The organism is Nocardiopsis akebiae (assembly GCF_018316795.1).
Classification (GTDB): Bacteria; Actinomycetota; Actinomycetes; order Streptosporangiales; family Streptosporangiaceae; genus Nocardiopsis; species Nocardiopsis dassonvillei.
Map to the genome: position 1 here is coordinate 6,523,204 of NZ_CP074132.1, position 20,950 is coordinate 6,544,153.

General features: G+C 71.1%; 22 protein-coding genes. 13 read left to right on the forward strand and 9 right to left on the reverse strand.

What is annotated here, in order from left to right; all coding sequences use genetic code 11:
- Positions 1-84: 84 nt before the first annotated feature.
- The 4 genes from purQ to KGD83_RS27990 all read left to right on the forward strand — a co-directional run bounded on the left by purQ (position 85) and on the right by KGD83_RS27990 (position 4,159).
- Positions 85-780, forward strand: coding sequence for a phosphoribosylformylglycinamidine synthase subunit PurQ (gene purQ / locus KGD83_RS27975; protein ID WP_212641877.1), 696 nt, complete (start codon positions 85-87; stop codon positions 778-780).
- Between the two features lie 28 nt (positions 781-808).
- Positions 809-1,330, forward strand: coding sequence for a hypothetical protein (locus tag KGD83_RS27980; protein ID WP_212641878.1), 522 nt, complete (start codon positions 809-811; stop codon positions 1,328-1,330).
- A 71-nt stretch (positions 1,331-1,401) separates the two neighbouring features.
- Entirely contained in the window at positions 1,402-3,696 is a 2,295-nt protein-coding gene (purL, locus tag KGD83_RS27985) for a phosphoribosylformylglycinamidine synthase subunit PurL (RefSeq protein ID WP_212641879.1), read from the forward strand.
- Positions 3,697-3,919: 223 nt separating this feature from the next.
- Positions 3,920-4,159, forward strand: a complete 240-nt coding sequence (locus tag KGD83_RS27990; RefSeq protein WP_061079651.1) for a hypothetical protein — start codon at positions 3,920-3,922, stop codon at positions 4,157-4,159.
- Between the two features lie 107 nt (positions 4,160-4,266).
- On the opposite strand, the gene KGD83_RS27995 is transcribed toward KGD83_RS27990, so the two are convergent.
- Entirely contained in the window at positions 4,267-5,838 is a 1,572-nt protein-coding gene (locus KGD83_RS27995) for a GMC family oxidoreductase (RefSeq protein ID WP_212641880.1), read from the reverse strand.
- A 29-nt stretch (positions 5,839-5,867) separates the two neighbouring features.
- Entirely contained in the window at positions 5,868-7,394 is a 1,527-nt protein-coding gene (locus KGD83_RS28000; protein ID WP_212641881.1) for an aldehyde dehydrogenase family protein, read from the reverse strand.
- Positions 7,395-7,723: 329 nt separating this feature from the next.
- Between KGD83_RS28000 and KGD83_RS28005 the strand changes: the two genes are divergently transcribed.
- Positions 7,724-8,386: a class II aldolase/adducin family protein gene (locus tag KGD83_RS28005; protein ID WP_212641882.1), complete on the forward strand. Its 663-nt coding sequence runs from the start codon at positions 7,724-7,726 to the stop codon at positions 8,384-8,386.
- A gap of 43 nt (positions 8,387-8,429) precedes the next feature.
- On the opposite strand, the gene KGD83_RS28010 is transcribed toward KGD83_RS28005, so the two are convergent.
- Both KGD83_RS28010 and KGD83_RS28015 read right to left on the reverse strand, forming a co-directional pair.
- A complete protein-coding gene (locus KGD83_RS28010) occupies positions 8,430-8,930 on the reverse strand; it encodes a hypothetical protein (RefSeq protein ID WP_212641883.1) in 501 nt (166 codons plus the stop codon).
- Positions 8,931-8,960: 30 nt separating this feature from the next.
- On the reverse strand, positions 8,961-9,155 hold the full coding sequence (locus KGD83_RS28015) for a helix-turn-helix transcriptional regulator (protein ID WP_043705785.1): 195 nt from the start codon (positions 9,153-9,155) through the stop codon (positions 8,961-8,963).
- 404 nt (positions 9,156-9,559) lie between these two features.
- Here KGD83_RS28015 and KGD83_RS28020 point away from each other — a divergent pair, with 404 nt between their 5' ends.
- Positions 9,560-9,967 (forward strand): VOC family protein, encoded by a 408-nt coding sequence (locus KGD83_RS28020; protein WP_017563427.1) that lies wholly within the window; start codon positions 9,560-9,562, stop codon positions 9,965-9,967.
- 25 nt (positions 9,968-9,992) lie between these two features.
- Here KGD83_RS28020 and KGD83_RS28025 read toward each other — a convergent pair whose 3' ends face one another.
- Positions 9,993-10,760 carry an alpha/beta fold hydrolase gene (locus tag KGD83_RS28025; protein WP_212641885.1) on the reverse strand — a complete coding sequence of 256 codons (768 nt, stop codon included), beginning with the start codon at positions 10,758-10,760 and terminating at the stop codon, positions 9,993-9,995.
- 157 nt (positions 10,761-10,917) lie between these two features.
- Here KGD83_RS28025 and KGD83_RS28030 point away from each other — a divergent pair, with 157 nt between their 5' ends.
- Both KGD83_RS28030 and KGD83_RS28035 read left to right on the forward strand, forming a co-directional pair.
- Complete coding sequence (locus tag KGD83_RS28030; RefSeq protein ID WP_212644643.1) at positions 10,918-11,451, forward strand: DinB family protein; 534 nt, start codon at positions 10,918-10,920, stop codon at positions 11,449-11,451.
- 461 nt (positions 11,452-11,912) lie between these two features.
- Positions 11,913-12,671, forward strand: a complete 759-nt coding sequence (locus KGD83_RS28035; RefSeq protein ID WP_212641886.1) for an SURF1 family protein — start codon at positions 11,913-11,915, stop codon at positions 12,669-12,671.
- Here the strand turns inward: KGD83_RS28035 and KGD83_RS28040 are convergent.
- A complete protein-coding gene (locus KGD83_RS28040; RefSeq protein ID WP_212641887.1) occupies positions 12,647-13,054 on the reverse strand; it encodes a DUF3817 domain-containing protein in 408 nt (135 codons plus the stop codon). The two genes, KGD83_RS28035 and KGD83_RS28040, sit on opposite strands and share 25 nt — an antisense overlap.
- Before the next feature lie 141 nt (positions 13,055-13,195).
- Complete coding sequence (locus KGD83_RS28045) at positions 13,196-14,719, reverse strand: glycosyltransferase family 2 protein (protein ID WP_212641888.1); 1,524 nt, start codon at positions 14,717-14,719, stop codon at positions 13,196-13,198.
- A gap of 348 nt (positions 14,720-15,067) precedes the next feature.
- Between KGD83_RS28045 and KGD83_RS28050 the strand changes: the two genes are divergently transcribed.
- The 3 genes from KGD83_RS28050 to KGD83_RS28060 all read left to right on the forward strand — a co-directional run bounded on the left by KGD83_RS28050 (position 15,068) and on the right by KGD83_RS28060 (position 17,720).
- Positions 15,068-15,799 (forward strand): WbqC family protein, encoded by a 732-nt coding sequence (locus tag KGD83_RS28050; protein ID WP_212641889.1) that lies wholly within the window; start codon positions 15,068-15,070, stop codon positions 15,797-15,799.
- Positions 15,800-15,895: 96 nt separating this feature from the next.
- On the forward strand, positions 15,896-16,609 hold the full coding sequence (locus KGD83_RS28055) for a PIG-L deacetylase family protein (RefSeq protein WP_212641890.1): 714 nt from the start codon (positions 15,896-15,898) through the stop codon (positions 16,607-16,609).
- A gap of 127 nt (positions 16,610-16,736) precedes the next feature.
- Positions 16,737-17,720, forward strand: coding sequence for an NAD-dependent epimerase/dehydratase family protein (locus tag KGD83_RS28060; protein ID WP_212641891.1), 984 nt, complete (start codon positions 16,737-16,739; stop codon positions 17,718-17,720).
- Positions 17,721-17,959: 239 nt separating this feature from the next.
- Here KGD83_RS28060 and KGD83_RS28065 read toward each other — a convergent pair whose 3' ends face one another.
- Together KGD83_RS28065 and KGD83_RS28070 are read right to left on the reverse strand one after the other, a co-directional pair.
- Entirely contained in the window at positions 17,960-18,331 is a 372-nt protein-coding gene (locus KGD83_RS28065; protein ID WP_212641892.1) for a DUF202 domain-containing protein, read from the reverse strand.
- Positions 18,328-18,684 carry a YidH family protein gene (locus KGD83_RS28070; RefSeq protein WP_212641893.1) on the reverse strand — a complete coding sequence of 119 codons (357 nt, stop codon included), beginning with the start codon at positions 18,682-18,684 and terminating at the stop codon, positions 18,328-18,330. Before KGD83_RS28070 ends, KGD83_RS28065 begins: the two co-directional genes overlap by 4 nt.
- Before the next feature lie 282 nt (positions 18,685-18,966).
- Between KGD83_RS28070 and trxA the strand changes: the two genes are divergently transcribed.
- Complete coding sequence (gene trxA / locus KGD83_RS28075) at positions 18,967-19,338, forward strand: thioredoxin (RefSeq protein ID WP_013156378.1); 372 nt, start codon at positions 18,967-18,969, stop codon at positions 19,336-19,338.
- A 508-nt stretch (positions 19,339-19,846) separates the two neighbouring features.
- Entirely contained in the window at positions 19,847-20,719 is an 873-nt protein-coding gene (pstB, locus tag KGD83_RS28080) for a phosphate ABC transporter ATP-binding protein PstB (RefSeq protein WP_249352053.1), read from the forward strand.
- Positions 20,720-20,950: the final 231 nt, after the last annotated feature.

A 20,950-nucleotide genomic window follows, 5' to 3' on the forward strand; every position in this document is an offset into this window, starting at 1 on the left:
CGGGGCCAGGCAGCGGCGTCTCCCTCGCCGCACTCTCCCCGTGCACGCGGGGACGGACTCGACCCGATCTCTCGGAGTGTGCTCATGACAGCCCGTGTGGGCGTCGTCACCTTCCCCGGCTCCCTCGACGACAAGGACGCCGCGCGCGCCGTCGCGCTGGCGGGCGCCGAACCCGTCTCGCTATGGCACGCGGACGCCGACCTCAGGGGCGTCGACGCCGTGGTCCTGCCCGGCGGATTCTCCTACGGCGACTACCTGCGCTGCGGGGCCATCGCCCGGTTCGCCCCCCTGATGTCGGAGCTGGTCCCGGCCGCCCGTTCGGGCGCGCTGCCGGTCCTGGGCATCTGCAACGGCTTCCAGATCCTGTGCGAGAGCCACCTGCTGCCCGGAGCCCTGACCCGCAACTCCTCGCTGCGGTTCGTCAACCGCGACCAGGTGCTGCGCGTGGAGAACACCGGCACCGCGTGGACCGGCGCCTACACCGAGGGCCAGGAGGTCCTGGTGGTGCTCAAGAGCGGTGAGGGCAGCTACGTCGCCGACGAGCACACCCTGGACGAGCTGGAGGCCACCGGCCGCGTCGTGGTCCGCTACGTCGGCGGCAACCCCAACGGCTCCCGCCGCGACATCGCCGGGATCACCAACGAGCACGGGAACGTCGTCGGCCTCATGCCGCACCCCGAGCACGCCGTCGAACCGCTCACCGGCCCCTCCGACGAGGGCCTGGGCTTCTTCTCCTCGATCCTCGCCCACCTGGCCGCCGGTTCGCCGGTGAACGCCTGAGCCGCATCCCGAACTGGAGGGTTGGCCGATGATGGGGCTGCTGCGCTCCAGAAGGACGATGTTCGTCCTCGTGGGGCTGGTCGTGGTCGGACTGGTGGTGTCCGCGGGCATCGGCCTGTTCAACGCCATCGGCTCGGCGCCCGTCGCCTCGCCGCCCCCTCCCCAGGGCCAGCAGGACGGGGGCCGGGGCGGCGCCCCGTCCCAGAACCCGCCGCCGGACGCGGACGTGCTCGGCCAGGCGCCCTCCGGTCTGAGCTACGTCTCCGACCCGGAGGCCGACGTCTACTGCGAGGGCACCGAGTGCGTCCGGCTGGTCATGGTCATGACCGAGGACGGTGAGCTGACCGAGGACTCGCGCGAGACCGTCGACGCGGTGGTCTCCCACCTCCTCGGCCGGGGCTGGGAGGAGCAGGAGCCCCAGGGAGCGCCCGCGGAGCAGGTCTTCCTCAGCGACGGCGAACACATGCTGGCCGATACCTCCGCCCACGACGAGCCCGACTCCCCGGCGACGCTGATGCTCGGCGACGCGAGCGGGCCCCAAACGCCCTGACCCGACCTTCCGCGCCGTTGGTCGGACGCCACGGCCCGGCTTCCACCCGAACATCCCGAACGGAACCACGCATGTCTGAAGCACCTGGTCTCGACACCGTCGCCGTGGCGCACGACAACCCCGACACACCCCAGCCGTACGCCGAACTGGGCATGGCCAAGGACGAGTACGAGCGGGTACGCGAGATCCTGGGCCGCCGCCCCACCTCCGCCGAGCTGGCCATCTACTCGGTCATGTGGAGCGAGCACTGCTCCTACAAGTCGTCCAAGGTGCACCTGCGCCAGTTCGGGGAGAAGGCGCCCGAGAACGACGCCCTGCTCGTCGGCATGGGCGAGAACGCGGGCGTGGTGGACGTCGGCGACGGCCGCGCGGTCACGTTCAAGATCGAGTCGCACAACCACCCCTCCTACGTGGAGCCGCACCAGGGCGCGGCCACCGGCGTGGGCGGCATCGTGCGCGACATCCTCACCATGGGCGCCCGCCCCGTCGCGGTGATGGACGCGCTGCGGTTCGGCCCGGCCGACGCCGACGACACCAAGCGGGTGCTGCCCGGCGTGGTGTCGGGCATCTCCTTCTACGGCAACTGCCTGGGGCTGCCCAACATCGGCGGTGAGATCGGCTTCGGCGCCGGGTACATCGGCAACCCGCTGGTCAACGCGCTGTGCATCGGCGTGATGCGGCACGAGGACATCAAGCTGGCGCAGGCGCCCGGCCCGGGCAACAAGGTGGTGCTGTTCGGCTCCACCACCGGCCCCGACGGGATCGGCGGCGCCTCGGTGCTGGCCAGCGCCACCTTCGACGACGAGTCGCACGCCAAGCGGCCCAGCGTGCAGGTCGGCGACCCGTTCATGGAGAAGCTGCTCATCGAGTGCAGCCTGGAGCTGTTCGAGAAGGACCTGGTCGTCGGCATCCAGGACCTGGGGGCGGCGGGCGTGTCCTGCGCCACCACCGAGCTCGCGGCGGGCGGCACCGGCGGCATGCGCGTCCAGCTGGACCGGGTCCCGCTGCGCGACCACCGGCTCACTCCCGAGGAGATCCTCATGAGCGAGTCGCAGGAGCGCATGATGGCGATCGTCGAGCCCGCGAAGCTGGACGAGTTCCTGGCCACCTGCGACAAGTGGCAGATCCTGGCCACCGAGATCGGCGAGGTCACCGACGTGACCCCCGAGGAGGCCGAGCGCGGCGGCCGCCTGGTGATGACCTGGCACGGCGAGACCGTGGTGGACATGCCGCCGCGGACCGCCTCCGACGAGGGCCCCGTCTACCAGCGCCCGTACGCGCGCCCGGCCTCGCAGGACGCGCTCCAGGCCGACGACGCGGGGAAGCTGTCCCGGCCCTCCGACGACGCCGAGCTGCGCGAGCAGGTGCTGCGCGTGCTGGGCGCCCCGGGCGTGGGCGACCCGACGTGGGTCACCCAGCAGTACGACAGCTACGTGCGCGGCGACACGGTGGTCTCCACCCCGCACGACGCCGGGATGATCCGCGTCTCCGACGACTCCCAGCGCGGCGTGGCCCTGTCCACGGACGGCAACGGCCGCTTCACCCGGCTGGACCCGTACACGGGCACGCAGCTGGCCTACGCCGAGGCCTACCGCAACGTCGCCGCGACGGGCGCGCGCCCGCTGGCGGTGACCAACTGCCTCAACTTCGGCTCGCCCGAGGACCCCGGGGTGATGTGGCAGTTCGCCGAGTCCACCCGCGGTCTGGCCGACGCCTGCCAGCAGCTGGGCACCCCGGTGACCGGCGGAAACGTTAGCTTCTACAACCAGACCGGCGACGTGGCGATCAACCCGACCCCGGTGATCGGTGTGCTCGGCGTGATCGACGACGTGCGCACCCGGCTGCGGACGGCGTTCGACACCGACGGCGCCCGGGTGTTCCTGCTGGGCGAGACCCGGCCGGAGTTCGGCGGCTCGGCGTGGGCCGACACGGTCCACGCCCACCTGGGCGGGCTGCCGCCGAGGGTGGACCTGGCCGCCGAGGCCGCCCTGGGAGAGGTGCTGGCCGCCTCCGCCGAGCGGGGCCTGGCCGAGGCCGCGCACGACCTGTCCGACGGCGGCCTGGCGATCGCGCTGGCCGAGTCGGCGGTGCGCGGCGGCCGGGGCGTGCGGGTGACCGTGGACGGGGACGTGTTCACCGCCCTGTTCAGCGAGTCCGGCGCCCGCGCGGTCGTCGCGGTGCGGCCGGGCGAGGAGGAGGCGTTCGTGGCGCTGGCCAACGAGCACGGCGTGCCGGTGGAGCAGATCGGCGTCGTGGGCGGCGAAGCCCTGTCGGTCACCCACCCCGGCGGCGCCGTGGAGATCGCGCTGACCGACCTGCGCGCCTCCTACGAGGCGGCCCTGCCCGCCCTGATGGACGGCGTGTGACACTGACCGTTCGCGGCGGGGGCGTCCTTCGGGGCGCCCCCGCAGCGCCGTCTCAGCCGCCCCTCGTCTGCTCACCTCCGCGCGCGGCGTCCGGAGGAGGTTTTCCGCGTGGTTGCCGCTGATTGGGTAGGGGGCCGGGAAGGAACAGTGGACCGGGTCCCCTGCGGTACGCGCGGGGTGCCCGGAGGCCGGGAGCGTACGGCGACGGAAGGGAGCGGACGTCATGCGACGCGGCAGGTTGAAGGGCCCCCTGGGCAGCCACGAGCGTCCGGCGAGCGCCCTGGGTTTCCGTGCGGTGCTGGCCGTGTTCGGCGCCCTGGTACTGCTGCTCGGCGCGATCGCCGCGTACGTGTGGACCGACCAGGTCTGGCTGGTCGTCCTGCTCGGCGCGGGCTTCGTCGCCGCCTGCGTGAACGTGTACTGGGTGTCCAGGCGCCGCAGGCACGAGCGTCCCTCTCCTTGACGGTCAGGCCGCGGGGGTCGGCGTGACGGCCGCCGACCGGTGGCCGGAGCGGGACACGTCCGGGCGCTCCCGCGCCCGGATCCCGGTGGTCCCGGTCGCCGGAGTGCTCACCGCGTGTCCTCCCCGGCCGGGGCGTCCCGGCGGATGAGGTCGGCGGCGCGCTCGCCCAGGGCCAGGACCATGACCATGGGGTTGGGCGTCGGCAGCGTGGGGAACACCGACGCGTCGGCCACCCGCAGGCCGCGCAGCCCGCGCACGCGCAGGCGCGGGTCGACCACGGCGCCGTCGTCGTCCGCGGCGCCCATCCGGCAGGTGCCCGCCGGGTGGTAGACGGTGTGGGCGGCGCGGCGGCCGTACTCGGACAGCTCCTCGTCGCTCCGCACACCGGGACCGGGGGCGACCTCCCGGGCGATCCAGGACCGGAACGGCTCGGTGGCGGCGACCTCGCGGGCGATCCTGAGGCCGTCCACGATCGTCCTCTCGTCGTAGCCCTCGGGGTCGGTGAAGTACCGGAAGTCCAGCGCGGGCTTCTCACGGGGGTCAGCGCTGGTGAGGCGGAGTTTGCCGCGCGAGCGCGCGCGGGGGATGTTCGGCGTCATGCAGACCGCGTATCCGTCGGGCGGGGACTCGTAGCCCAGCCGCTTCGTGTTGTCGTCGAAGGGGACCTGGTAGATGTGGAACATCAGGTCCGGCCGCGGGTCGGAGTCGTCGCGCCGCACGAACAGGCCCGCGTCGGAGTGCATCACCGTGTTCGCCGGGACCGGCCTGCTGGTCTCCCACATGATGATCGACTCGGGGTGGTCGAGCAGGTTCTCGCCGACGCCGGGCAGGTCGTGGCGGGGTTCGACGCCCACCTCCCGCAGTTCCCCGGCGTTGCCGACCCCCGAGAGCATGAGCAGCCGGGGCGAGTCGACCGCTCCCGCGCACAGGATCACCTCGCGGCGGGCGCTGACGGTGGTGCGCGTGCCGTCCGCGGCCGTGGCGCTGACCCCCGTGGCGCGGTCGCCGTCGAACAGCAGCCGGTCCACCCAGGTCTCCAGCATGACGGTGAGGTTGTCTCGCACGTCCATGATCGGGTGGAGGTAGGCCACCGAGGCCGAGGAGCGGTGGCCGGTGTAGGGGTCGTAGGCGATGGACAGGAAACCCGCCCCGCACGCGAAGCCGCCTCCGTGCGAGGTCAGGGCGTTGAAGTCCTCCACCACCGGGACGCCGGCCGCCTCGGCCGCCGAGGCCACCCAGTCCTTGACCATGGTGTTGCGGTCCTTCTCGGCGACCGGGACGATGTTGCACTTGATCCGGTCCGCGTAGGACTGCACGGTGGCGTTGTCCCAGCCCTCGGCGCCCGCCGCGACCCAGTCGTCGAGGTCCTCGGCGAACGGCCGGAAGCTGATGAGCGTGTTGTGCGAGGAGCACCCGCCGAGCACGCGGGCCCGCGAGTGCAGGATGTGGGAGTTGCCGCGCGGCTGCTCGACGGTGGTGTAGCCGTAGTCGAGCTCCCCGTCCAGGACGCTCAGCCAGTCGCGCAGGCGCAGGACGTGCTCCAGGCCGCGGTCGTCGGGACCGCCCTCGACCAGGCACACGGTGGTGCCGGGGTCCTCGGTGAGCCGGTTGGCGATCACCGAACCCGCGGTGCCGCCTCCCACGATCACGTAGTCATAGGTGCTCTCGGTCGGGTCCACGGTCCGGTTCCTCTCGTCGCTCGTCACCGTCAGCCGAACCAGCGCTGCGGTTCGGGGGACAGGTTGCGGTAGACGTGCTTGGCCTCGCGGTACTCGTCCAGGCCGGCGAGCCCGAGTTCGCGGCCGATCCCGCTGCGGCCGTAGCCGCCCCACTCGGCGCCGGGGAAGTAGGGGCCGTAGTCGTTGATCCAGACGGTGCCGTGGCGCAGGGCCGCGGCGACACGCTCCCCGCGGGCGGTGTCGTCGGTCCACACGCCGCCGGAGAGGCCGTAGTCGGTGTCGTTGCCCAGCTCGACGGCCTGCTGCTCGGTCTCGAAGCGCTCCACGGTCACGACCGGGCCGAACACCTCGGTCTGGACGATGTCCATGGCGCGGTCGCAGTCCACGAACACGGTGGGCCGGTAGAAGTAGCCCTGCGCGAGGTCCGGGTCGTCGGGCCGCCCGCCCCCGGCGATGATCCGGGCACCCTCCTCGACTCCGCGCGCGACCGCGGCCTCCACCTTGGCGCGGTGCTCGGCCGACACCAGCGGGCCGCAGCGCACGCCCTCGTCCTGGCCGCGGCCGATGCGGATGGCCTCGGCGCGGCGGGCGAGTTCGGTGGTGAAGGCGTCGTGGACGTCGTTGTGCACGATGAGGCGGGCCCCGGCCGAGCAGACCTGTCCGGAGTGGAAGAACGCGGCGCTGAGCGCGTAGTCCACGGCGGTGTCCAGGTCCACGTCCGGGAAGATGATGTTGGGGTTCTTGCCGCCGAGTTCCAGGGCGACCTTCTTGACCGTCTCGGAGGCCGCCGCCATGATCCGCCTGCCGGTGGCCAGACCGCCGGTGAAGGAGACCAGGTCCACGTCGGGGTGCTCGGACAGCGGGGCGCCCGCGTCGGGCCCGCTGCCCGTGACCAGGTTGACCACGCCCGCCGGGACGCCCGCCTCGGTGGTGAGCTCGACCAGCTTGGCGGTGGTGACCGGTGTGATCTCGCTGGGCTTGACCACCATGGTGTTGCCCGCGGCCAGGGCCGGGGCCATCTTCCAGGCGAGCTGGAGCAGCGGGTAGTTCCAGGGCGTGATCATGCCGCAGACGCCGACGGGCTCGTAGACCACCTTGCTGTGCACGCCCTCGGGCGCGGAGACCAGGCGGCCCGCGTCCTTGTCGGCGAGACCGGCGTAGTAGCGGAAGACGCCGGTGACGTCGTCGACGTCGATCCCGCCCTCCTCGATGGTCTTGCCGGTGTCGAGGGACTCCATGACCGCGATCTCCTCGCGGTCGCGCTGGAGCAGGTCGGCGATGCGGTCGAGGACGCGTCCGCGCTCCCCTGCGGGGGTGCGGGGCCACTCCCCGCCGTCGAAGGCGCGGCGGGCCGCGGCGATGGCCTCCTCGGAGTCGGCCCTTCCGCCCTCGCTGACGATGGTCAGGACGGAGGCGTCGGCGGGGTTCAGGATCTCCCGCACCCGGCCGTTGCCGGCCGCCCGCCACCGGCCGTCGATGTAGAGGCTGGTGGCCGTCGCCGACCCCGGTTCCGCCAGGTACGGCACGGACGGAAGGGTTACGTAGAGCTCGTTCACGGGTCCGGTTTGCCCCGGATCGTTAGTCACAAACAGCCTCGTCTCATCCGACTCTTCCGCCATGTCCGCCCTGGAAACAGGGCCGATCCGCGCGAGCGACCCGGCCCGGCGGGGTCGCCCGAGGTCCGGCCCGCGTCGCACCCGGGCCAACAACTACTCGGGGCGGCGATCGGGGGAGCGGCGGAACACCCGCGCCTGGGGAAGACGGGGACGAGAGTTTGACGTACATTGAGGTGTGCCCTTAGTTGAGGCAAACCTAAGCGGGTTCGTCCGGACTCCCGAGCCCCCGCGGCACGGACCGCGCCCACCGCGCACCCCTTGAGGAAGGCATGCTGCTCGAACAGGAACGCCGCGACGTGTGTCTGACCGCCCGCGCCCTGGCCGCGGACCCGGGCACCGCGCCCGGCGAGTCGGGGACCGTCAGCGTCCGCAGCGGCGACCTGGTGGTCGTCACGCCCCACGGCGTCCGCCTCGACCAGATCCAGCCCGCCGACTGCCCGGTGATGTCGCTCGACGACCGCGTGCTGGAGGGAAGGCGCGACCCAGCCGCCGAGGCCACCCTGCACATGGCCGTGCACCGCCTGTCCGCCGAGCACGACCGCGACGTCACCGCCGTGGTCAACGCGTTCACGGCCGACACCGTCGCGGTGTCCTCGGTCCTGGCCGAGCTGCCCGCCATCCACCACCGCGCCGCCGGTCTGGGCGGGGCGGTCGCCGTCACCCCGTACACCACCTACGGCACCGGCGAGATCGCCGACCACGCCGTCAAGGCGCTCAAGGGCCGCGACGCCGCGCTGCTCGCCGACCACGGCGGCCTCGCCCTGGGCCGCGACCTGGGGCACGCGCTGGAGAACCTGCGGCTGCTCGACTGGCTCAGCGGCGCGTACCTGAGGGCCCGCCAGCTCGGCGAGCCCCGTGTGCTGTCCGAGGACGAGCTGGCCCGGGTCCGCGAGCGCGACGCCTACGGCTGGGCGGGCCCGGACATCCTCTGAGGCCCGGAGCGCGGCCGCACCGCCCAGGACGGCCCCCGCACCGTCACGCGTCCTCGTCGTCGGGGACCTCGTTCGGCCGTGTCCAGGCCAGGAGCAGGAGGGGGGTCGAGGCGTGCACCATGTAGATCATCCACAGCACGGGCAGGGCCAGCTCGCTGGTGAGGGACGCGGAGAGGAAACCCCCGATGGTCCCCGCGAAGAACACGATGAGTATGAACACCGACGTCGCGTTGTGCCCGATCCGGGTTGCCCGGTCCAGTTCGGTGCGCTGGCGCTCGTCCAGCCCTCGGTAACCGACCATCAGGTCCGTGGCCTGGCCGAGCCGCGCGTGGACCGTGAACCACGCTCCTAGGAGGCCCGCCACCCCGATCGCCTGGACAGCCGCCCTCACCGGGCCGGGGTCCGGCTGGGTGGCGGCCCACGTGAGCACCGCGACGGCGAGGGTGATGAGCACGTGCAGCACCACGTAACAGCGGCGCCTCGTCCGGGAGGCCCGGAGCCGGTGGGGGTAGGGCAGTACGAAGACGTCGTCGAAGAAGGACATGGCATCTCTCCTCTTGCTAGTGCGGGTCGGTCACTGGCCGATGCGGGGGAAGGGCTCGGTGGAGAAGACGACCTCCACCGGAACCTCGAAGTAGCGGGCGATACGCAGGGCTAGGTGGAGGCTGGGGCTGTACTCGCCCCGCTCCAGGTAGCCGACCGTCTGGTAGTGCACGCCCAGCGCCTCGGCCAACTGGCGGCGGGAGACGCCGCGCTCCGCCCGCAGCATCGCGATCCGGTTGTAGACGGCCTCGCCGCCCCCGGCCGCGGCCCTGACACGGCGGCCGGTCGCCCCGCCGCTCTCAGCGGACACTCCGCACCGCCCCCTCCCGGACCGCCTCGGCGCCCGACCGGGCATCCGTACTCATCACACCGGTTCTCCGTTCCGTCATCCTCCTACTGCCATTGATAGTACATGTACTACGTCCTGGATAACAGGGGATACGGGTCGGCGCCGAAGGCGGACCACGGGAAGCGGTGGACCGCCCCCGAGCGGGGAGCCGGGCCGCCACGCGGAGAACGCGTTTCGAACACGGTGCCGGGGAAGAGGAAAAACGGGTGTGGACAACCCCCCACGCGGCTCCCGGAACGGGACAATGGTGCTGAGAACGACGCCGAACGGCAGGAGACCCCATGCGTTGCAGCTACATCAGGCTCCTCGTCAACGACTACGAGGCCTGCTTCCGCTTCTACTCCGAGGTGCTCAAGCTCCCCGTGCTGCGCGGGGACGAGGGCAGCCGCTACGCGGAGTTCGACGTCGAGTCGGGGACGCGGCTGGCCATCAACCAGCGTGAGGTGATGGCGGAGGCCCTGGAGACCGACACGGCCGACCCGGCGCTGCCGAACCAGGACCGGTTCGCGGTGATCTTCGAGGTGGACGACGTCGACACCACGGCCGCCAGACTGGTCTCGGACGGCGCCCGCCAGGTGATGGAGCCGCGCGACTGGACCGCGTGGGGCATCCGCGCGGCGCACTTCCGCGACCCCGACGGCTACCTGCTGGAGATCAACAGTCCGCTGATCCCCGTGGCGGAGGTCTGATCCCGTCTCCCGGGGCGGGTCCTCCTCAACCGGACAGGTGCTCCACCAGCAGCTCGTTCACCCGGTCCGCGCGCTCGACCCCGAGCAGGTGCGCGGCGCCGGAGACGACCTCGAACCGGGCGTCGGGGATCCCGTCCGCCAGCCTGCGGCCGTGGCCGGGCGGCAGCATCGGGTCGTGGGCGGCCGACACCACCAGGGTCGGCACCCGCACGGAGGCCACCAGGTGGCGCTGGTCCATCCCGGCCACGGCGTCGCACACCGAGGCGAAGCCCTCCGGGTCGAGCCCGCCGAACTCCTCGGCCAGCCGGGCCACGACCCGCGGCCGCTCCTCAACCATGTCCGGGGTGAACCAGGGCCGCACCACGTCCGCGGTCACCGACTCCAGGCCCGACGAGCGCACCCGGGAGGCCAGGAGGTCCCACCGGTGCGTCCGCGGGGTGCGGGGCGCCGCGGCCAGCAGCACGAGGCGTTCCAGGGTGCGCGGTGAGTTGGCCGCGATCCACACCAGCAGCGCCCCGCTGAGTCCCGCACCCACCGCGTGGACCCGGGTCAGCCCCCGGGCCTCCAGGACGCCGAGCAGGTCCAGGGCGAGTTCCTCGACGGTGTAGGGGCCCTCCGGGGCCGGAGAGGAGCCGTGCCCCCGGTGGTCGACCCGCAGGACCCGGTGGTCGCGGGTGAGTTCGGGCAGCTGCGGTTCCCAGACCGACATCGTGGTGCCGAAGGGCGGCACGAGCAGTACGACGGGCGCGTGCCGGGGACCGTCGAGCCGGTGCTGGAGCGGAATCAAGGTCATGGAACCTCCGAGTCGCCAGAACGCCAGGTTATCGGCAGAGCCCCGTTCGGGGCCGCACCCTTTCTCCCGTTTTCCGTCCAGTGGAGGACCGTAACTGACCTCCACGCTTCCTAGAGTCCTCGTGTACCGAGTCGGACAGGGCGAGAAAGCGGTGGTCATGGTGGTCACGACGGCGACGAGCACGGTGGACGTGGAGCGCGCGAGCCTCCTGCGGTCCCTGGAGGACCAGCGCGGCTTCCTGCGCCTCACGGTCCGGGGCCTGGACGACGAACAGGCCGCCCGGCGCACCACGGTGAGCGAACTGACCCTCGGCGGACTGGTCAAGCACGTGACCCGGGCCGAGCGCGACTGGATCCGGTTCGTCCGTGAGGGAGCGGTCCACCCGAAGGTGGACTACGAGGACCCGGCCACCTGGGAGGAGCAGGCCGACAGCTTCCGGTTGCTGGGGGGCGAGACCCTCGACGGCGTCCTGGCGGACTACGCGCTGGCCGCGCGGGAGACCGAGGAGTTCGTCGACGGCCTGCCGGACCTGGAGGTCAGCCACCGGCTCCCGGACGCGCCGTGGTTCCCCGAGGGCGCCTCCTGGTCCGCCCGCGACGTGCTGCTGCACATCATCCGTGAGACCGCGCAGCACTGCGGGCACGCCGACATCCTGCGCGAGGCCCTGGACGGCCAGAAGAGCATGGGCTGACCCGCATACCCGCTCCGCCGACCCGCCACGATGACGTGCGTGGTTATGACCGCTTACGCCGCCTGGAGGCAGCGGGCCGATCAGGTTGGAGCCGGGGATCCGCCCTGACCCGGAAACGGCGGGGGGCGCCCCCACTGACCAGTGGGAACGCCCCCGGTTACGAGGTGGCGAGGGTCGCTTCCGCATCCCCCCTCAAAGTACGGAAGCGACCCTCGCGCTGGGAAGCGGCCGGCGACTCCTCCCCCCTGGAGTCGCGGCCTTGAAGGCCTGCCGCGGAAACGACCCGGTCGTTCCGCGTTGATGGAGACACTACCCACCCCAACCTCGAAGAACAACCCTGAGTCACGATGAACTACTTAAAGTGATCGTCATTCCTCGGCAGATGGCGGGCCAAGCGTGCGTGCGTAGCGTCAAACCGGGGTCATGACGGGGCGCTCGGGGACCGCGCTTAGCCTGGTCTGGTGAGATCACCGCTCCTCAGCCCACGGTGGCTCGGCATCCACCTGCTCGCCTTGCTGATCGGCGTCGTCTGCGTCGCCGGTACCGCCTGGCAGTTCGTCCGCGCCTTCGAGCCCGACCGCGAGGTCATCACCAACCCGGTCGAGGACCTGGCCGGTGCCGTGCCCGTCTCGGACCTGCTCGAACCGGGCCAGTACATGCACCCGGACTCCTTCGCCAACAGCGCGGTGGAGGCCAGCGGCAGCTACGACGCGGACGCCCAGCTGCTGGTGCCGCGCGTCGTGGACGGCGTGCTCGGCTACGACGTCATCGTGCCCCTGGTCACCGACGACGGCGCCGCCGTCACCGTCAACCGGGGCTGGGCCGAGGAGGGCCAGGACATCCCGCCCGCGCCGGGGGGCGAGGTCACGGTCACCGGCTGGCTGCTGCCTCCGGCGGGCTCGGAGGGGGTCGTGCCGGTGGACGTCTCCGAGGGCCAGGTCGAGCGCATCGCCGCGTCCGTGCTCGTCAACGAGTGGGACCACCCGCTCTACGAGGGCTACGTCACCCTGCCCGAGACGGACCCGGCCACAGCCTCGCTCGTCCCGGCGCCGCCGCCCGAACCGCCCACCGGGTTCACCGTCAACTGGCGCAGCCTCAGCTACACCGTGCAGTGGGCGATGTTCGGCGTCTCCGCCGTGGTCTTCTGGGTCCTGCTGATGCGCCGGGAGCTGCGCGAGAGCGGCTCCCGGGAGGATCAGCCCGCGGTCGCGGGCTCCTGAGGCCGTCCGGCCTCGCGGTCCTTGGCCTGCTCCGAGCGCACGATCCGGTGCTCGACCACGAAGCCGAGCACGGGGATGGTGCCCGCGAGCGCCACCCCCAGCGTGCGGGAGGCGCTCCAGCGGCGGTCCAGGGCCACCCACAGGACCACGAAGACGTAGGCCATGTAGATGTAGCCGTGCGGCATCGCGATGTAGAGCATGAGCGGCGACTCGGGGCCGAACCAGTGCTCCAGGCCCTGCGGCGCGGCCACCAGGGAGAACCGCGCGGTCTCCCCGACCAGGTACTTGGCGGGCATGGCCACGAAGGTCAGGCCCAGCAGGAAGACTCCGGTCACGTACGCGAGCACCCGGTACAACGCGAACGACACGCGCCTCTTGTCCACGGCTGATCCCCCTCAGACGACTGCGTCCCCGCTCCGGCAGGACAGGTCCGCGGGCGGGCGGAAATCAGCCTAAACGCTGTCCGGCACCCCGGGCGCCCGGGGTACCCGGGGCCGGACGATCTCACATCACCGCAGGTCGGGTCACCTGCCCGGGACGCGGTCCGGGCTGCTCCACCGGCCGTCGGACTCGGTGGTCCAAGCCTTGGGGATCATCCGCAGCGCGAGGTAGGCGTCCACGAGCCGGATCGGGAGGAAGAGCAGGCCGTAGAGCAGGTAGGACGGCCGCCGCCGGATGGCCGCCATCAGGCAGGTGAGCATGTAGTCCGGGATGAACAGGCCGACGGCGATCGCCAGCAGCGGCAGGAAGGCCGTCACCGCCGTGAAGGCCTCCCCGGCGAAAGGCAGGTCCAGGAAGAACTCGCCGCCCAGCGTCCCCGCCAGGACGAACAGGCCGACGACGGTGGTGACCAACAGCACAGCGGAGACCAGGACGACCTCCAGGATGTACAGCGCCAGGCAGGCCCAGAACAGGCTCGGCCACACCCGGTGGCGCCGGACGGTCTGCCAGAAGCCCAGCGTCCACCTGGTGACCTGCTTGTAGTAGTCCCGGAAGGTGAACGGGTCCTGGCTGTAGGCCTTGGTGTCGGGGTTCATCGAGACCCGGCCGAGGCGCTTGTGGTGCACCTCGAAGGTCATGTTGAAGTCCTCGATCACCAGCCCCTTGGGGTTGACGTCGATCTCCCTGAGCGCCTCGCTGCGGTAGACGCTGGCGAAGCCCGGCACGATGAAGGCCGTGTTGGCGTGCCGCCAGGTCTGCCCGAAGCGCATGAGGTACTGGAGCATGAAGTACAGGCGGTCCCGGTAGGCCGAGATCATCCGGCCGACGAAGCCGCGCTCCTTCGGCTTCCACTCCGAGACGACGAAGCCCGCGACCGCCGCCACCGACGGGTCGGCCAGCTGCCGCCGGGCGCCCTCCACGTACCCGGGGTCGAGCTCGGTGTCGGCGTCCAGGATGAGGACGCCGTCGTAGTTGTCGGTCAGCGAGAACTCCTCGATGACCGCCTCGATGGCCCCGGCCTTGCCGCGGTTGGTGAGGAGTTCGAGGACGTTCACGCCGGTCTTGGCCGCGATCTGGGCGGTGGAGTCCCTCGACGAGTCCGAGACCACGTAGACGTCCCAGCGGTCGAACAGCCCCGTCGCGGAGGCGATGGCGCCGCCGATGACGGGTTCCTCGTTGTGCGCCGGGATGATGACGGCCAGGGACACCTCCCGCCCGGGATCCGCCGCCCGGGCCGCCACGGCGGCCGAGGCGCCCGCCTCGGAGGCGTCGCCGCCCCGCTCGGCGAGCGCGGTGCCGCCGGAACCGCCCGCGCCCACCAGGACGCGTTCGCGGGCCCCGCCCCCGACGGCGCCGCGGTGTCCGGCGCGCGGCGATCCGAGCACGGCGCGCACCGAGTCCTCACCCAGGCGCACGAGTCCGACGACGGTCCACAGCAGCAGGTTGGCGCCGAAGGCCAACCACAGGAACACGTAACCCAGGGCGCCGAGACCGGAGGCCTCGGCCACGTCCGTCGCGTAGCCGAACCAGTAGACAAAGAGTGCCGCGGCCAGGGCTAGGGCGATGAGCCCGATCAGCAGGCCGCCTATGAAACGTGCGGTACGCACAGCGCTAGGACCCTCCGAAGTTCTCGGTTTCGGACCGACATTAACCCGCAAAGTCGGTGTTATCTTGACGCCCTACGACACCGAGAGGTTCACCCGGGTTCGCGTCCTATGTAGGCCACACAAATCGTATACACGGGCTTGCGGAAGATGGTAACCATAAGAGGATATTTGTGAGCAGTAGCTACGGCTCGTCTGTGGTTTGTCCAATATTGTCCAGATTCTGGAAAAGTCTGCGGAAAGTGACCAGCGGAGAGAAGGAGAATGCTCGGAGTGATCGGCGTTCCGTCCTCATCCTCATCCGGTTCCACTCGAACCCCACAGGGCACCAGCCCGGGGGGTCACTCCGCCATGAGCAGCCAGGACGGTGCGTCACGCACCGTGGCACTGCACCAGCCGCACTACCTTCCATGGCTGGGGCTTTTGGATAAAATTGACCGTTCCGACCGTTTCATCATCCTCGACAACGTCCAGTTCGAGCGCCGCGGATGGCAGAACCGCAACTACGTCGGCGGCGGTGGAAAACCCGTCCTGCTGACCGTTCCGGTCGTCCAGGGCAGCCGGAACGACCTCATACGGGACAAGGTTGTTGACAACAGTCAGAAATGGAAGTCAAGACACTACAAGGCACTCGCGGAACACTGTTACCGCAAAGCGCCCTACTGGAAGGATTACCGCGACGAAATCGCCCACCTGTACGAACAGGAGTGGGACGGTCTCGCGGACCTGTGCGTAGCGACCACGCGCATGCTGATGCGGTGGTTCGGGATCGACACGCCGCTGCTGCTGGCCAGTGAGATCGGAGACTTCCCCGGCCGCAAGAGCGAGCTCCTCGCCCAGATCTGCGCCAAGACCGGCGCGCACACCATGCTCTCGGGCGACGGAGCCCGGGACTACCTGGAGCCCGAGACCCTGCGCCGCTACGGGATCGGCGTCCGGTGGCAGGACTTCCGCCACCCGGTGTACCCGCAGCACGGGCGCGCCCCGGCCGACTTCGTCCCTCGTCTGTCGGCGATCGACCTTCTCCTCAACACCGGCCCGGAGGCACTGCACGTGCTCAGGCAGGCGAGAACCCAGAGCTGACCCGGACACGGGTCCACCACAGCGCCGCTCCACCGGGCGCGGCGCCGCTCCCCGGGAAAAACCCGATCGCTCTCTAGGCAAAGGACGGGAAACGGTATGACGACGGACTGGTCCCAGGAACGCATCCTGGTGTTCGCGCCCCACCCCGACGACGAGACGCTCGGCTGCGGCGGCCTCATGAGCAAGGCCAAGGCGGCCGGTGCCGAGGTCTTCGTCCAGTTCCTCACCGTCGGGGACACGGCCGACATGTCTCCCAAGGGCTTCTCCACGGCGGAGGAGCGCTACGCGGAGATCAAGAAGGTCGCCGACCACTTCCGCTGGGACGACTGGCACATGGCCCTGCCCGGCGACCAGTACCACCTGAGGCTCGACTCCGTCGCCCGGGTGGACCTCGCCCAGCTGATCGAGCGTGAGAGCCCGCTGTCCATCGAGCGGCTCCGACCGACCGTGGTGCTCGGACCGCACCACTCCAGTTACAACCAGGACCACCGGGCCGTGGCCGAGGCGGTGCACACCGCCCTGCGCCCGTCCAACACCGCGCTGCGCCACCACCCGCACCTGGCCCTGTCCTACGAGGAGGCCGCCGACCACTGGCGCTCGGAGCCGCTGTGCCCGCCCAACCTCATCGTCGAGCTGGACGAGGTGCAGGTGGTCGACAAGCTCCACGGCATGCAGCTGTACGGCTCCCAGTCCCACCAGCACCCGCACACGCGCTCCGAGCCCACCCTGCGCAGCCTCGCCGTCCTGCGGGGCATGCAGGCGGGCGTGGCGCTCGGGGAGGGCTTCCACGTGCTGCGCTGCCTGGCCTGAGCGCTCCCGAGACCGCGGTCGGCGGTGCCGTGCGCGGCCCCACCGTGCGCCCGGCCGCGACGACCGCGCACACACGCCGCTCCCCGACGGGGAGCGGCGAGAGAGAACACCGAGTGGAGGGGAAACCATGAAGGCTGTAGTCACCGGAGGAGCCGGCTTCATCGGCTCGCACCTGTGCGACCACCTGATCGCCCGGGGCCATCAGGTCACCGTCCTGGACGACCTGTCGACCGGGTCCCCGGCGAACCTGGCCCAGGCGCAGGGCTCGCCCGGGTTCCGGTTCGTGGAGGGGGACGTCCTGGACCGGGAGCTGGTCGACTCCCTGGTCGCCCCGGCGGACGCCGTGTTCCACCTCGCGGCGGCCGTGGGCGTGTACAACATCGTCGACAACCCGCTGCGCTCCCTGCGGATCAACCTGCACGGGACGGAGAACGTGGTGGAGGCGGCCGTGGCGCACCGCGTGCCCTACATGGTCGCCTCCACCAGCGAGGTCTACGGCAAGAACGACGCCGGCGGGCTGAAGGAGGGCGACGACCGCGTCTACGGTCCGGCGACCAAGAGCCGCTGGTCCTACGCCGCGGCGAAGGGGCTGGACGAACTCGTCGCCTACGTGCACGGCGTCGAGTCGGGCGTGCCGTGCGTCATCACCCGCTTCTTCAACGTGGTCGGCCCCCGCCAGACGGGCCGGTACGGGATGGTGGTCCCGCGCTTCGTGGAACAGGCGCTGGCGGACGAGCCCATCACCGTGTACGGGACGGGGACGCAGCGCCGCTGCTTCGGCTCGGTGTTCGACGTGGTGCCCGCGCTCCTGCGGCTGATGGACACCCCCGAGGCGTACAACCAGGCCGTCAACCTCGGCGGGCACGAGGAGGTCTCCATCAAGGGCCTGGCCGACCGCGTCGTGGAGCTGGCCGGTTCGAGGAGCGCGATCACCTACGTCGACTACGAGGAGGCCTACGGCGAGGGCTACGAGGACATGCAGCGCCGCTACCCGGACACCTCGCTGGCCGAACGGCTGATCGGGTACCGCCCCGAGCGCGACCTCAACGACATCATCCGTTCGATCATGGAGCACCGCCGCGCGGTGGGCTCCGTACCGCAGCCGGCGTAGCCGAACCGGAAGGGACCGGTCCGGGGCGCCCTCTCCGCCTCGGCCGACCGAGACGAGACAGGACGACGAAGGGCCGCGGCTCCAGCCCTTCACCCGACGGGCCGGTCGCGCGTCCCGACCGTGTCCCGGTGCTCCCCCATGTCCGCACGAGGGCGACCGGCGCCGGTGGACCGCGGGCCCGCAGAGGGTATGGACGGGTGCGTCCGCCTCCGGGCGGCGCCGACGAGGGGGCCGGGCCCTCAGGGTGCCAGCAGCACCGTCACCACCAGGACGCAGCTCAGGGCGAGCACGCCCGCGCACAGGAGCAGCATCGCCCACGGTCCCGCCACGGACGGCGGGGGCCGACCGGTTCCCGGAGCGGGCGCGCCGTGCCCGCCGGCCCGCCACCGCAGCCACACGTGCGCGGCCAGCACCCCCGCCAGGAGCAGCAGTCCGACCGCGGTGGCCACGCGCACCTCGGGCGGAGCCTGCGGGAAGGTGTCGTCGCCGGGAGCCAGGGAGCCGCGCAGGAACAGCAGTCCCACCACGACCAGCAGGGCGATCGTGCGGTGCCAGGACATCAGGGTGCGCTCCGGTTGCATGCCGGGGTCGCGTTCGACGGGAGTGCTCACAGGAGGTGGCCCAGCAGGACCAGGGCGCACACCAGCCCCACCGCCAGGGCGGTGACGAGGGGGAGAGCGCTCAGTTTCAGGGCCGCGCCGCGGCTCATGAGCCGCTGCACGCGGTACCAGCGCAGCGGGGCGTAGACGGTGATGACCCCGGCCAGCACCGCCAGCAGCAGGCCGACCGCGGTGCGCGGCCCCTCCGCCCAGCCCAGCGGGAGCAGGTGCAGGACGGCGACGGCGCCGGCGAGCAGGGCCAGCGCGGTGCGCACCCAGGCGAGGAAGGTCCGCTCGTTGGCGAGGGTGAACCGGTAGTCCACGGAAGGGCCCTCCGCATCCCGCGGAGAGGCTTCGGAACCCATCCCGTACCCCCTTTCAACAGGGGCGATACCGGGTTCGCCCCCGAACCGGGCCGAGCCCGCCCCGTGGGGCCCGCGTCCCTCCAGTCGACACTAGCCGTCGTCTCTCTTTCCTCCCAAACAGGTATGTAAGGCGTGTTATGGCGTAAAACAGCCGGGGTGAGGGGTGGTTCACCGGCCGAGGCAGGCATGCGGAACAAACGAACGGGCACGACCGCTGTAGCACTGAGAGATGGCGGTTGGCCGACGGTCGACACCAACCAACGAACAGATACAGGAGACCACGTGCCCACGGTCGAGCTCACCAAGGACAACTTCGCGGAGACGCTGAAGGACAACGACTTCGTCCTCATCGACTTCTGGGCGGACTGGTGCGGTCCCTGCCGGCAGTTCGCCCCGGTGTTCGAGACCTCCTCGGAGAAGCACACCGACATCGTCCACGCCAAGGTGGACACCGAGGCGCAGCGCGAACTCGCCTTCGAGTTCAAGATCCAGTCCATCCCGACCCTGATGATCGTGCGCGAGCGCACCGTCATCTACAACGAGCCCGGGGCCCTGCCCTCCGAGGCCCTGGAGAGCCTCATCACGCAGGCCAAGGAGCTGGACATGGACGAGGTGCGGGAGAAGATCGCCGAGCAGGGCGGCTCCCCGGAGTAGTACTTCCCGGAGCGGCGAGAACCGGTTCCGCGCGCCCCGGACGCCCCCTCCCTTCCCGGAGGGCGGAGTCCGGGGCGTTCGCGCGTCCTGACGGGGCCCGACCGGGCGGGCGCGGCGGCGGCCTCCGGGAGGGGCGCCGCCCCGTCCCGGCAGGAGACCGGACCCCGCCCCGGTAGGACCGAAAAGGTGGGATTAGGAAGACCGAAAAGTCATCAAGAGGTTTGCGGCCGGTCACCTGTCCACCCGTCCGGCGAGTTTCGGCCCGCCTGGGGCCCGATCCCCCCGGGCGGGAGGAACCGCACTCCAGAGGTGGTCCGCCCCTCCTTCGGTGACGGGAGGACAACGCCTCGCGATCGCCGCGCCTCCGAGTTCACCGCCCACGTTCACCTTCGCCACGGGGTTCGTTCACCGCTGCTTCATACGGACATATTTGCATGGGTTCGACCGCGCTCCGCGGCTCCGGCCGCGCACCTCCCGCGCACGCACAGTCCGACCCGGAAGTGGCCTCATGTCTGTCAGCAACACCGCCTCCACTCGCGGCACCGAGACCGGTCGCGGCGTCGCCCCCGACACCGTCCGGTACAACCGCGAGGTTCCCGACCTGGGCGACCCCGTCTTCGACGTCTCCGGGCTCTCCATCTACTACGGCTCCAACAAGGCCGTGCGGGACGTGGACCTGAAGGTGGGCCCCCGTCAGATCACCGCGATGATCGGGCCGTCCGGCTGCGGCAAGAGCACCGTGCTGCGGACCCTGAACCGCATGAACGACCTCATCCCCGGCGCCCGCATCGAGGGCAAGGTCACCTACCACGGCGAGGACCTGTACGCCTCGGAGGTGGACCCCATCGAGGTGCGCCGACGGATCGGCATGGTCTTCCAGAAGCCCAACCCGTTCCCCAAGTCGATCTACGACAACGTGGCCTACGGCCCCAAGATCAACGGCGTCCGCGGCAACATGGACGACCTGGTCGAGGAGACGCTGACCAAGGCCGCCCTGTGGGACGAGGTCAAGGACAAGCTCAAGGAGAGCGCCTTCGCCCTCTCCGGCGGCCAGCAGCAGCGCCTGTGCATCGCGCGCACCATCGCGGTCAACCCCGAGGTGATCCTGATGGACGAGCCCTGCTCGGCGCTCGACCCCATCGCGACCCTCAAGATCGAGGACCTGATGTACGAGCTGGCCAGCGAGTACACCATCGTCATCGTCACGCACAACATGCAGCAGGCGGCGCGCGTGTCCGACCGCACGGCCTTCTTCACCGCCGGTGTGGACGACGCGGGCGACCGCTACGGCAGCCTGGTGGAGTTCGACGAGACCGCCACGATCTTCAGCAAGCCGTCCGACCAGAGGACCGAGGACTATATCAGCGGTCGCTTCGGCTAAACCGCCGACCTCCGGCCCTTCCTCGGACCGGGACCGCTGATCGGTGGGGCCGCTTCGACCAAACCGCCGACCTCCGGCCCTTCCGCGGACCGGGACCGCTGATCGGTGGGGCCGCTTCGACCAAACCGCCGACCTCCGGCCCTTCCGCGGACCGGGACCGCTGATCGGTGGGGTCGCTTCGGCCAAACCGCCGACCTCCGGCCCTTCCGCGGACCGGGACCGCTGATCGGT